The organism is Lascolabacillus massiliensis (assembly GCF_001282625.1).
In the GTDB taxonomy this organism is placed as follows: Bacteria; Bacteroidota; Bacteroidia; order Bacteroidales; family Dysgonomonadaceae; genus Proteiniphilum; species Proteiniphilum massiliensis.
The window spans coordinates 1,649,774-1,662,500 of the sequence record NZ_CTEJ01000002.1 but is presented as its reverse complement, the minus strand read 5'-3'; the positions used below and the strand labels follow the sequence as shown (position 1 = coordinate 1,662,500).

7 protein-coding genes, 2 tRNA genes and 2 rRNA genes (1 of these 11 only partly in view) are annotated in these 12,727 nt (G+C 38.4%); 3 read left to right on the top strand and 8 right to left on the bottom strand.

Features of this window, described 5'->3' with window-relative positions; all coding sequences use genetic code 11:
* The 4 genes from BN1354_RS11780 to BN1354_RS11765 all read right to left on the bottom strand — a co-directional run.
* A 23S ribosomal RNA gene (locus tag BN1354_RS11780) occupies positions 1-905 on the bottom strand; it reaches 1,992 nt to the left of the window's first position.
* Positions 906-1,252: 347 nt separating this feature from the next.
* Positions 1,253-1,326: transfer RNA gene (locus BN1354_RS11775), tRNA-Ala, on the bottom strand.
* Positions 1,327-1,354: 28 nt separating this feature from the next.
* Positions 1,355-1,428 (bottom strand) — tRNA-Ile (locus tag BN1354_RS11770).
* A 356-nt stretch (positions 1,429-1,784) separates the two neighbouring features.
* Positions 1,785-3,319: ribosomal RNA gene (locus BN1354_RS11765) — 16S ribosomal RNA — on the bottom strand.
* Together the 16S and 23S rRNA genes with 2 tRNA genes alongside form the textbook arrangement of a ribosomal RNA operon.
* A gap of 631 nt (positions 3,320-3,950) precedes the next feature.
* On the opposite strand from BN1354_RS11765, the gene BN1354_RS11760 reads away from it, so the two are divergent.
* Complete coding sequence (locus tag BN1354_RS11760) at positions 3,951-5,783, top strand: ABC transporter ATP-binding protein (protein ID WP_053827212.1); 1,833 nt, start codon at positions 3,951-3,953, stop codon at positions 5,781-5,783.
* On the opposite strand, the gene BN1354_RS11755 is transcribed toward BN1354_RS11760, so the two are convergent.
* The 4 genes from BN1354_RS11755 to nadC are packed head-to-tail and all read right to left on the bottom strand — an operon-like array spanning position 5,778 to position 10,699.
* Entirely contained in the window at positions 5,778-7,706 is a 1,929-nt protein-coding gene (locus BN1354_RS11755) for a polysaccharide biosynthesis protein (protein ID WP_053827211.1), read from the bottom strand. The two genes, BN1354_RS11760 and BN1354_RS11755, sit on opposite strands and share 6 nt — an antisense overlap.
* A gap of 55 nt (positions 7,707-7,761) precedes the next feature.
* The gene (locus BN1354_RS11750; RefSeq protein ID WP_045090326.1) at positions 7,762-9,393 is read right to left on the bottom strand and encodes a S41 family peptidase; all 1,632 of its coding nucleotides are present in this window, start codon (positions 9,391-9,393) and stop codon (positions 7,762-7,764) included.
* An 18-nt stretch (positions 9,394-9,411) separates the two neighbouring features.
* Positions 9,412-9,843, bottom strand: coding sequence for a deoxycytidylate deaminase (locus BN1354_RS11745; RefSeq protein ID WP_154904875.1), 432 nt, complete (start codon positions 9,841-9,843; stop codon positions 9,412-9,414).
* A gap of 10 nt (positions 9,844-9,853) precedes the next feature.
* Complete coding sequence (nadC, locus tag BN1354_RS11740; protein WP_053827210.1) at positions 9,854-10,699, bottom strand: carboxylating nicotinate-nucleotide diphosphorylase; 846 nt, start codon at positions 10,697-10,699, stop codon at positions 9,854-9,856.
* 157 nt (positions 10,700-10,856) lie between these two features.
* On the opposite strand from nadC, the gene rlmH reads away from it, so the two are divergent.
* Entirely contained in the window at positions 10,857-11,330 is a 474-nt protein-coding gene (gene rlmH, locus BN1354_RS11735) for a 23S rRNA (pseudouridine(1915)-N(3))-methyltransferase RlmH (RefSeq protein ID WP_053827209.1), read from the top strand.
* Entirely contained in the window at positions 11,323-12,720 is a 1,398-nt protein-coding gene (locus BN1354_RS11730) for an alpha/beta hydrolase family protein (RefSeq protein ID WP_053827208.1), read from the top strand. The genes rlmH and BN1354_RS11730 overlap by 8 nt, the downstream gene beginning before the upstream one ends.
* The last annotated feature ends 7 nt before the right edge of the window (positions 12,721-12,727 follow it).

Genomic DNA, 12,727 nt, shown 5'->3' with positions numbered 1-12,727 from the left:
TAGCTCTACCTCATGTAAGCTCATTATCCGAGGCTGCACCTAAATGCATTTCGGGGAGTACGAGCTATCTCCAAGTTTGATTAGCCTTTCACCCCTACCCTCAAGTCATCCGAAAACTTTTCAACGTTTACCGGTTCGGTCCTCCATTTTGTGTTACCAAAACTTCAACCTGCTCAAGGGTAGATCACTTGGTTTCGCGTCTACTCCTGCTGACTATACGCCCTATTAAGACTCGCTTTCGCTGCGGCTCGGTACCTTAGATACTTAACCTTGCCAGGCAAGAGTAACTCGTAGGTTCATTATGCAAAAGGCACGCCGTCATCCCTCAAGGGGACTCCGACCGCTTGTAAGCACATGGTTTCAGGGTCTATTTCACTCCTCTGTTCGAGGTTCTTTTCACCTTTCCCTCACGGTACTGGTTCACTATCGGTCTCTGGAGAGTATTTAGCCTTGGCGGATGGTCCCGCCGGATTCACGCAAGATTTCTCGTGCCCCGCGCTACTCAGGATACTGATAGGCTTAAAAAATGAGTCGTGTACGGGATTTTCACCCTCTATGATGCAACTTTCCAGATGCTTCCACTTCACTTTTGTCTTGCCATGTCTCAGTCCTACAACCCCGATACTGCCGAAACAATACCGGTTTGGGCTTCTCCCGTTTCGCTCGCCACTACTCCGGGAATCACTATTTGTTTTCTCCTCCTATGGGTACTTAGATGTTTCAGTTCCCCACGTTTGCCTTCCGCTTATAACGGAATGATACGATACTATCATATCGGGTTGCCCCATTCGGAAATCTGCGGATCGATTCGTATTTGCCAATCCCCGCAGCTTATCGCAGCTTATCACGTCCTTCTTCGCCTTCCAGAGCCTAGGCATCCCCCATGTGCCCTTATTCACTTTCTTTTCGCCGACCGGATGATGATCATATATCCAATAAATTGAACATACAAACATACCGGGTCTGATAAATACCAGCGTCTTTTGTTCTTTTAAATGAACTCTTTATTAGTTGTTATTTGTATTTGCTCTTGTTTTTACTTCATCATGTCAAAGATCTCTTCGAAAAACAGGCTTTATAATATAAAACCAGCATTCGATAGCTGCCTGAGACGGTCTCGAACCGTAAAGCGAGATTCATTTATCACTCGCTGTTGCCCCCAAACGGGCTTTCAAACATATTCTTTTTTAAATACTTCTTTTTTTTTAAGACTTAACTCGCTCGTTAAACCTTTTCTTCCATCTTTACCGGGTGGAGAATAACGGATTCGAACCGTTGACCCCCTGCGTGCAAGGCAGGTGCTCTAGCCAGCTGAGCTAATCCCCCGTTTTATTCTTAAACACTCTTGTTTTAGTAGTCCCAGGCAGAGTTGAACTGCCGACCTCTACATTATCAGTGTAGCGCTCTAACCAACTGAGCTATAGGACTGGCTGGTTCGCTGTCGGCATCCCTCTTCTATTCATTTTGCCTAAAACATCTAAAAAAACGGGATGTCACTTAACTTTTAAGATGGCTTATCAATTATACATACACTCTTTTTTTTTATATCTCCCCAAGCAAGATAAAGCCTTTATATCCAGTTATACCGAAATACCCCTTCAACAGACTGTAAAAGAATAAAATAAAACCGTGTGCTCCGGAAGGCCCGCATAAAAATGATATTAAAAAACTAATCTTCATATCTTTCTTAAAGGCACATCCCTGATGTTTTACCCAATTATTCTTATCTCTGTCTTTATAACCATAGAGCAGATCATAACAGGTAAGGGAAAAAGTTTCTCCAGAAAGGAGGTGTTCCAGCCGCACCTTCCGGTACGGCTACCTTGTTACGACTTAGCCCCAGTCACCAGTTTTACCCTAGGTCGCTCCTTTGACGGTTACGAACTTCAGGTACCCCCGGCTTCCATGGCTTGACGGGCGGTGTGTACAAGGCCCGGGAACGTATTCACCGCGCCGTGGCTGATGCGCGATTACTAGCGAATCCAGCTTCACGAAGTCGAGTTGCAGACTTCGATCCGAACTGAGAATGGTTTTGGAGATTAGCATCATGTCGCCATGTAGCTGCCCTTTGTACCATCCATTGTAACACGTGTGTCGCCCCGGACGTAAGGGCCGTGCTGATTTGACGTCATCCCCACCTTCCTCACATCTTACGATGGCAGTCTCATTAGAGTCCCCAGCTTAACCTGATGGTAACTAATGATGAGGGTTGCGCTCGTTATGGCACTTAAGCCGACACCTCACGGCACGAGCTGACGACAACCATGCAGCACCTACACATCTGCCCCGAAGGGAGAGAGCGTCTCTGCTCCTGTCAGATGCATTTCAAGCCCGGGTAAGGTTCCTCGCGTATCATCGAATTAAACCACATGTTCCTCCGCTTGTGCGGGCCCCCGTCAATTCCTTTGAGTTTCATTCTTGCGAACGTACTCCCCAGGTGGATTACTTAACGCTTTCGCTAAGCCGCTTACTGTGTATCGCAAACAGCGAGTAATCATCGTTTACTGCGTGGACTACCAGGGTATCTAATCCTGTTTGATCCCCACGCCTTCGTGCCTGAGCGTCAGTTATGGCCTAGTAAGCTGCCTGCGCAATCGGAGTTCCTCGTGATATCTATGCATTTCACCGCTACACCACAAATTCCGCCTACTTCATCCACACTCAAGAAAACCAGTATCGATGGCACTTTTACAGTTGAGCTGCAAAATTTCACCGCCGACTTAATCTTCCGCCTGCGCACCCTTTAAACCCAATAAATCCGGATAACGCTTGGATCCTCCGTATTACCGCGGCTGCTGGCACGGAGTTAGCCGATCCTTATTCATACAGTACATGCAAAAAGTCACACGTGACTCACTTTATTCCTGTATAAAAGAAGTTTACAACCCGTAGGGCCGTCATCCTTCACGCGACGTGGCTGGTTCAGAGTTGCCTCCATTGACCAATATTCCTCACTGCTGCCTCCCGTAGGAGTCTGGTCCGTGTCTCAGTACCAGTGTGGGGGATAAACCTCTCAGTTCCCCTATCCATCGTTGCCTTGGTGAGCCGTTACCTCAACCAACTAGCTAATGGAACGCATGCCCATCTTCTACCGAAAAAAATCTTTAACAAATATTCCCATGCGGGACCCCTGTATTATGGAGTATTAGTCCGTTTTTCAACGGGTTATTCTCCTGTGGAAGGTAGGTTGCATACGTGTTACTCACCCGTGCGCCGGTCGCCACCATCTGTATTGCTACTTCATGTGCTGCCCCTCGACTTGCATGTGTTAGGCCTATCGCTAGCGTTCATCCTGAGCCAGGATCAAACTCTTCGTTGTAAATTTGTTATTTTTATATCCTTGAAACTTCCCAAATCTGATAGCTTATGATTGATATGACCATAAAATATGACAGACTTAAAAAAAATAAGGGTTAGGAAATAACCAAAAAGATAACGAAAAAAGTTCTTTTTCAATCCCTCTATACTGCCCCCGGATTCACGATTTATATCCTTTTAAATTCTATTGAACGGGTACCTCAATATAATCTTAATATTATATCTCTTGTACTTGCTTGTCAAAAAAAATGTATGTAAATTTTTTAAAGATCGCTTATCGTTTCGCTTATCAGGTGGTGTTCCTTTCAAAAGCGGGTGCAAAGATATGGAGAGTTTATTTACCATCCAAACATATTTGCAATTAATTTTCAAAAAAACTTCACTTTTTTTTTCCTCTCTGAGCACAAAGATATGATATTCACGTAAATAACGAAAAAAGAAAAATTCGACTTTTTTTGACCAATTTGGTCAGTAAGGTCTAAACTCCAAAAAAATGATTCTAACACGTCTGTTCAAAACTGATGCTTTTCATCATAAACGAGCAGAAATTGCCTATAAGAAAATCATATTTTATGTGTAACTTGCGCCCGATTTAACAAACCAATTTTTCTCAACAACAAACTAAATTTTCAATGAAGGGTATTATACTTATCTTAAAAAGATTTTTACCACCATATAAGAAACATCTGTTTCTTGCATTTTTCTTTAATATTCTAACCGCAATACTGAATGTATTTTCTCTTGCCACAATAATTCCTATTCTTCAGGTATTATTTAAAGTGAATAAACAAACATTTGAGTTTATACCCTGGAAAGGTACCGAATATTCAATAATCGATATTACACTTAATAATGTGAACTGGTATATAACCCAGCTGATCGAAACAAATGGTAGCAGCTATACATTAATGTTGCTTGCAGTCACATTAATAATAATGACACTCCTTAAAACAGCCTCAGCATATCTGGGATCCTATTTTATAATACCAATAAGAACAGGTGTTGTAAAAGACATCAGAAACAATATTAATGATAAGATTCTTTCGTTGCCTCTGGCTTTTTTCTCAGAAGAGAGAAAGGGTGATATTCTGTCAAGAATTTCGGGTGATGTCAATGAAGTAGAGAATTCAGTAATGAGTTCACTTGATATGTTATTCAAAAACCCAATATTAATACTAATATATCTTACCACGATGACAGTATTAAGTTGGCAGCTGACTCTTTTTGTACTTTTGGTTCTTCCGATAATGGGTTTTATAATGGGACGTGTAGGAAGAACCCTTAAAAGAACCTCTTTCGAGGCACAAAACAAATGGGGAGAACTAATGTCACAGGTAGAAGAGACTTTAAGTGGACTCAGAGTAATAAAGGCATTTGTTGCGGAAAATAAAATCTCTAAAAGATTTCACAACGGCAGTAATGAATTCAGGAGGATGTCAAACAGAATCTCACGAAGACAGCAGCTGGCACACCCAATGAGTGAGCTTTTGGGCACCATAACAATTGCAATTGTACTTTGGTTTGGAGGATCTCTGATATTAGGGAATAATAGTGCAATAGATGCAGCAACATTTATTTATTACCTCACAATATTTTATAGTATAATAAATCCAGCTAAAGAATTTTCTAAATCAGCATATGCTGTTCAGCGTGGATTAGCCTCAATGGAAAGGATTGATAAGATTTTAGATGCAAAAAATCCTATTACAGATCCTGAAAAGCCTGTAGATATAAACTTCAATTCAAAAATTGAGTATAAAGGTGTTTGGTTTAAATATATTAATGATTGGGTTATTAAAGGAGTGAACCTCACAATAGAAAAAGGTAAAACTATAGCCCTTGTTGGTCAGTCCGGATCAGGAAAATCAACATTAGCAGATCTTCTTCCCAGATTCTACGATATTCAGGAAGGTGGTATATATATTGATGGAGTAGATATAAGAGACGTGAAAATTCATGAACTAAGATCCCTAATGGGAAATGTTAATCAAGATCCTATTCTATTTAATGATACTATATATAATAATATAGCTTTTGGAATGAAAGATGTATCTGAAAGCAGAGTAATTGAAGCTGCAAAAATTGCAAATGCACATGAGTTCATAATGGCCACCGAAGATGGATACAACACAAATATTGGTGACAGGGGTGGAAAACTTTCCGGTGGTCAAAGACAAAGAATTAGTATTGCCAGAGCAATTCTGAAGAACCCTGAAATACTAATCTTTGATGAAGCTACTTCTGCATTGGATACTGACTCCGAACGTCTGGTACAGGAAGCTCTTGATAAACTTATGAAGGATCGTACTACTATTATTATTGCTCACCGTCTATCTACTATTAGAAATGCAGATACCATTTATGTGATGAAAGATGGCGAAATAGTAGAACAGGGCAAGCATGACTCCCTATACAAACTAGGTGGATACTACACTAAACTTTGTGATATGCAAGGAGAATTATAGAGTTTCTTTAGAAACCTTCTCCAAAACTCTGTCTACTGCTTCAAACGGTGAATTTATGCTCTGAAACTCAGGAACAATCTCCTTCATTTTTCTAACGGTTCTCATATCATCATATTCATATGAAACCTTGATTAACGAATCAATCATTCGAGAAATTTCGTCATACTCATATTCACGAACGTTTGCAATCATTATTTTTTCATGATGTGTAGGCTTAGTATATTCAGCATGGTTCAAAAGCTCTTCATAAAGCTTCTCTCCATTACGCAAGCCTGTAAATTCAATTTTGATATTTTTTGAGCCTGACAGACGAATCATTCTCTTTGCAAGATCAAGAATCTTAACTGGTTTACCCATATCAAAAATAAATATCTCTCCACCCTTTCCCATTGCTCCTGCTTCAAGCACTAACTGGCATGCTTCAGGAATAGTCATAAAATACCTTATAATTTCCGGGTGGGTTACGGTAACAGGTCCCCCATGTTTTATCTGATCCTTGAAAAGAGGTATAACCGAACCATTTGATCCTAACACATTTCCAAAACGTGTAGTAATAAATTGCGTGGATTTTTCTCCACTCTTTTCTATTTTTTTTGCTAGTGACTGAACATATATTTCACAGATCCTTTTTGAACAGCCCATCACATTAGATGGATTAACTGCTTTATCTGTAGAAACCATTACAAACTTATTGGCGTTATATTTCACAGACAGGTCAGCAACAATTTTTGTTCCTAAAACATTTGTTTGTATCGCTTCAGACACATTCACCTCCATCATTGGGACATGTTTGTAATCAGCTGCATGAAAAATATATTGAGGTCTGGTCTTCGAAAATATCTTATCCATTCTCGATTGGTTGCTTACATTTGCAACCAATATTTCTGTTCTCAGATCTCTCCATTTTTCTTTTAACTCAAGCTTCAGATTGTGCAGAGGTGTTTCAGCCTGGTCAATTAAAATAATACTGTTTGGATTAAAAGAAGCAACCTGCCTAACAATCTCGCTACCAATTGAGCCTCCTGCGCCGGTTACCATTACCCTTTTGCCTTCGATATTTGAGGCAATCTTTATCATATTAATCCTAATAGGATCACGTGGTAACAAATCCTCAATTTGTATATCCTTTAATTGTTCCTTGCTCTTCAACGAACCGTTCCATTCGTTAATAGGTACTGTTGTTAACAGTGAGATGTCATGATCCACAAAATTTGCAAGTAATGCCGAATTCTTTATCTCCTCCATTTTTTGAGGAGACACAATAATAGTATGTACATTCTTACTTACTAAAATCCTGAAAATATCCTGATTATTCTCATAAATAGTAACACCCATGAGTTCCTTCCCTATCATATGGCTTTCATCAGATATAAAACCCAGCACACGATAGTTAAATTCATTATTACCCTTGATAGCTTTAGCAACACTTATACCGGCTTCTTTTGTTCCATATATGAATACATTTACAGGCTTCATATCACTACCGGTAATGGTTTCATAAACCTCTTTAACCAATATACGTGAGAATATCATTAAAAATGTATTCAGGAAATATATTGATATATATGTAAGATTGTCAAGATGAAACAGAGGATTTGATTTCCTTATAATAACTATAGCAATAAAAGTCAATACATATCCTAATACAAGTGCATAAACTATCCTCAATAAATCTGTAAAAGAAGAGAACCTTAAAATACCACTAAATGTACGTAAGGAAACAAAAGATATAATATTGAAGATAATTAAGAATAACCCAACTGTTGTTCCGTCACTTCTTATTTCGGCTGTAAGCCCATCGAATCCATACCTTACTAAATACATAAACAGGCATGAAAAAACAATCATCAGAATATCAAGTGCCAAAATTGCTGTTCTGGAAAGGACTCTGCGTGATAGGTAGTTCTGTATAAACTTACTCATAAAGATTATTTTTATAAATCAGTAACTCGATTGGAATGCAAAGGTAAAAGTTTTTTTATTTAAACTGCTCATTTAAAATATTTACCTTTTTAGTCATACCGGTTTCAATAAGTTCAATACCTTTGTTTAAAAGCGGATCTTCCCTGTAATAAGCAGCCCAGAAAGCCTCTTCGCCAAAAAAGTTTCTAATTATATATGCATATAAATTAGTCTCAAATAATTCACCCGACTCCTGAATATAGTAGGGTCTGCGTCTGATACCATTATTATCAGCGTAACTAACCAGGTTTAATAAAAGTGGTTGCTGTCTAAGATATCTGTATAGCTCCTGCCATGTACTGAAAGTGCTAAGCCTTTCTCTGTTCATATCAGAATAGACCATAGCATACTCTTCATCTAAACGCCTGTTTACAACACTATTATAGTATGAATTGTAACCTGTAGTATCCCTTGGAATAAATATATCAGGCATAATTCCATCACCACCGTAAACGGTTCTTCCACCTAAAGTTTCGTAAGGGATAAGATTATTCAAAGTGTCAATATTCACATAGTCTCCTTGAATATAACGGTTTATGGCATCCATCTCATACTCATCATATCTTCCCTTTTCATATGTCCTTTGAATCGATCTTCCCGATGCTGTATAATATCTCGCTACAGTTAGTCTGACAGCTGATCCGTCAGGAAAATTTCTCTGACTTTGTACAAGTCCTTTTCCAAACGAACGTCTTCCAATCACCAATCCCCTGTCATGATCCTGAATTGCTCCTGCAAATATTTCACTCGCTGAAGCACTCAATTCATCGATTAATACTACAACATCATCATTTTTGCATGTGCCCGAACCATTTGCATAGTTGTCTGTACGCGGAAAATTTCTACCTTCTGTATATACAATGAGATCACCTTTCTGCAAAAACTCGTTCACCATTGCCACAACAACTTCAAGTGACCCCCCAGCATTACCTCTGAGGTCAATTATAAACGAATTGGCGCCCATACTTTTCAACTTGGATATTGCAGATATAAATTCACTAAATGTGTTAAACCCGAAATTAACACCAAGTTTTATATAACCTATTTCATCAGACAGCATAAATGCAGCATTAACACTCTTAACAGGTATCTCGCCACGGGTTACAGTTATATTTTCTATAAAATCATTCCCGGCTCTCTTTATACCCAGCTTCACTTCTGTCCCTCTTTCCCCGCGCAATACTTTCAGAACCTGCTCATTACGAATTTTCTTACCTGCAACAACAGAATCATCAACTGCAACAATCCTGTCCCAGGGCATTATTCCGGCTGCTTCAGAAGGACCACCGGGTACAATACTGGTTACAACTATAGTATCTCTAAGTACATAAAAGCTAACACCAATACCAGAAAAATGACCTTCCAAAGACTCATTTACCCTTTTCATATCTGCTGCCGAGATATATTCAGAGTGTGGGTCTAGTTCCTGAATAATATTAGGCAAGGCATCCTCAACAAGTTGATAAGTGTTCACTGTATCCACATAAGATTCATGTATATAGTTTAATACAGCATCTAACTTACCGGAACCAACAAGATTTCCGGGAGTATTGAAGATGCTGAACTTACTCCCTATAAACAGACCAATTGCTATTCCAATTGAAATCCATAGAGGCAACCATATTCCTTTTCTTCTTTCTGTACCCATTTAATACTTTTATCTTTTTTATCCGTTCAGCTCTACATTTACGAGTTCGATACCTGCTCTTCTCAATAGATCGACTCCATCACTTAACCTGTATGCATCAGCATAAACAACTCTGTTTATTCCTGCCTGGATAATCAGTTTTGCACACTCTATACATGGAGAAGATGTAACATACAGAGTTGCATCTTTGCTGCTATTGTTAGAACAGGCCACTTTTGTTATTGCATTAGCTTCAGCATGTAAAACATATGGTTTTGTTTTATTGTCCTCGTCTTCGCAAATGTTCTCAAATCCGGATGGAGTACCATTGTAACCATCTGAGATTATCATTTTGTCTTTAACTAATAATGCTCCGACTTTTCTACGTTTACAGTATGAATTTTCAGACCAGATATAGGCCATTCGCATATATCTTTTATCAAGCAGTTCCTGTTTATTTTCGCTTTCTATCATTATTGTATTATACGGCTTTAAGACTCATGTCCAAACTTTTGACAGAATGTGTTAAAGCTCCTACGGAGACATAATCAACACCTGTAACAGCATAGTCCCTAATAGTTTCAAATGTAATTCCTCCTGACGATTCAAGCTCTACTCTTCCATTAACAATTTCTACAGCCTTACGAGTATCTTTAACTGTAAAATTATCCAACATTATCCTGTCGACACCTCCAACATTCAGAGCTTCGTTGAGTTCTTCAAAATTTCTTACCTCTATCTCAATTTTTAGATCTTTGTTCTTTTCTTTGAGATATTGTTTCGCTCTGGTAATTGCATTCTTTATGCCTCCGGCGAAATCAACATGATTATCTTTTAAAAGGATCATGTCGAAGAGACCAATCCTGTGGTTTTCTCCTCCTCCAATTTTCACTGCCTGCTTTTCCAGCATCCTCAAACCGGGGGTGGTTTTTCTTGTGTCAAGTACTTTTGTTTTAGTCCCTTCCAGCAATTTCACATATTTATTAGTAATTGTGGCAATCCCACTCATTCTTTGCATTAGGTTCAAGACCAATCTCTCAGTTTGCAGCAGCGACTGCACTTTACCTGTTACAACAAAAGCTACATCACCAGGCTTAACATGAGCCCCATCCTCTATAAAAACCTCAACTTTTAATTCGGGGTCAAATTTATGAAAGACATCTTTTGCTACATCTACCCCTGCAAGAATACCTTCTTCTTTTATTAACAACTTTGAACTGCCAACTTCCGACGCGGGTATGCTGCATAATGTTGTATGATCACCATCACCGATATCTTCAGCAAAAGCCAGTTCCAATAAGCTATTAATTAAATTTTCTACTTCCATCACCTAAAGGGTTCTATTAGTTATGGGTATTTCACATTAAACATCCAAATACCCTTATTGTTATAAATTTCCTAAAATATTTCGCACAAAAATACAAAATAATCGGCTACTTTTGTAACTAAACTATGGTTTTTAATTGTTTAGGGATAATATTAGTATGAAAATAGCTCTACTTTCTATAGGAAAAACTGATAACAGACTTTTTAAAGAAATTATTGATGAGTATGTTAAAAGGTTGAATTACTATATCCCTTTTGAAGACATTTATATCCCTGATATAAAGAACAGAAAAAGTATTTCTGAAGTTGAGCAGAAAAATCTTGAAGGTGATAAACTTATAAAAGCACTGGAACTAACCGATTACATTGTTTTACTGGACGACAAAGGAAAAAAATTCAATTCATCCGGTTTTGCAAATTATATTGAAAAGAAAATGTACACAGTTCCTAAACGATTGGTTTTTATAATTGGCGGTCCATACGGCTTTTCCAAGAGTGTTTACAATATAGCCAATGAAAAGATATCGCTCTCAGAAATGACTTTCACTCATCAAATGGTTAGAATGATATTTACTGAACAGCTCTACAGGGCAATGACTATTATAAATAATGAGCCATATCATCATGAATAAAGCAGTTTTTTACATTTTTCTTTTCTTGCTGACAGGCAACTTATACTCTCAGGAAATTATTGGAAGTTGGACTGGCAGCCTAAAAATTCAGGAAACTTCACTACGTCTTGTGTTTAATGTTTCTATGAAAGATTCTGTACTCATTTCCACTTTTGATAGCCCCGACCAGGGTGCATTTGGATTACCCACAACGAGAACTACCTATTCTGAATCTGATAAAAAACTTGAAATAATTGCTTCAGGACTTGGAATCTTTTACAGAGGTATTCTCGAAAACGATTCAATTGTCGGCACATTTAATCAGGGTGGTATTCCATTTCCTCTTACATTGAGAAAAACTATCGAAGAGGTTGTACACAAACCACAAACACCTATTGAACCTCTTCCTTATATTTCCGAAGAAGTAACTATACCTGATAAAAGTCAGAACAAAGTTTCACTATCTGGAACTTTAACCCTTCCCGATAGTACAGGCATATTTCCTGCAATTATTCTAATAGCCGGCAGCGGTCCAAATGACAGAGACGAAACTATTTTCGGTCACAAACCTTTTTATCTGTTATCAGACTATCTTACACGTAATGGTTTTGCGGTGTTACGATACGACAAGAGAGGTGTTGGGAAGTCAACCGGTGACTATTCAAAGGCAACTATCAGCGACTTTGTAACTGATGCATCTAATGCTTTAGAGTATCTGAAAAGCAGAAAAGAGATTGACAGTTCAAAGATAGGCATGTTAGGGCATAGTGAAGGTGGTATAATTGCCCCAATGGTAGCATCAAAAAGCAGTGATGTGAAATTCATGGTTCTTTTGGCTGCACCCGGTACAAAAGGTATTGAGATTGTTCTTGATCAGAATGAGAACTCGCTCAAACATCAAGGAATTGAACCGGAAACCATTAACAGACTACAGCTTACAAACAGAGAAATTTTTGAGAGTTTACTTGTTTGGACTGGCTCTGAAAATGACCGTACAGCGCTTCGTGACAGACTTTCATATTTATGGGAACAACTCCCTATTCTGATTAAGCTTAAGTTGGAAAAAGAGCCTTATCTTCGTGCTCAGTTCAATGCTATGATAACTCCCGGTTATCGCAGCTTTCTTTCAACTGACCCTAAAGATTATTTAAGCCTTGTTTCATGCCCTGTACTTGCAATTAATGGAGAGAATGATGTTCAGGTGCCTGCATTAAAAAATCTCGAAGCTATAAAGCATCATATTCAAAAAGGTGGTAATTATAAAGTTGAAACAAAATCATACCCCTTGCTGAATCATCTGTTTCAGGAAAGTATAACAGGTCAGCCCGATGAATATGGAAAGATCGATCAAACAATATCTCCACAGGTTTTATCTGATATTACTAATTGGGTAAAAAATCAAACAGAATAAATGATAA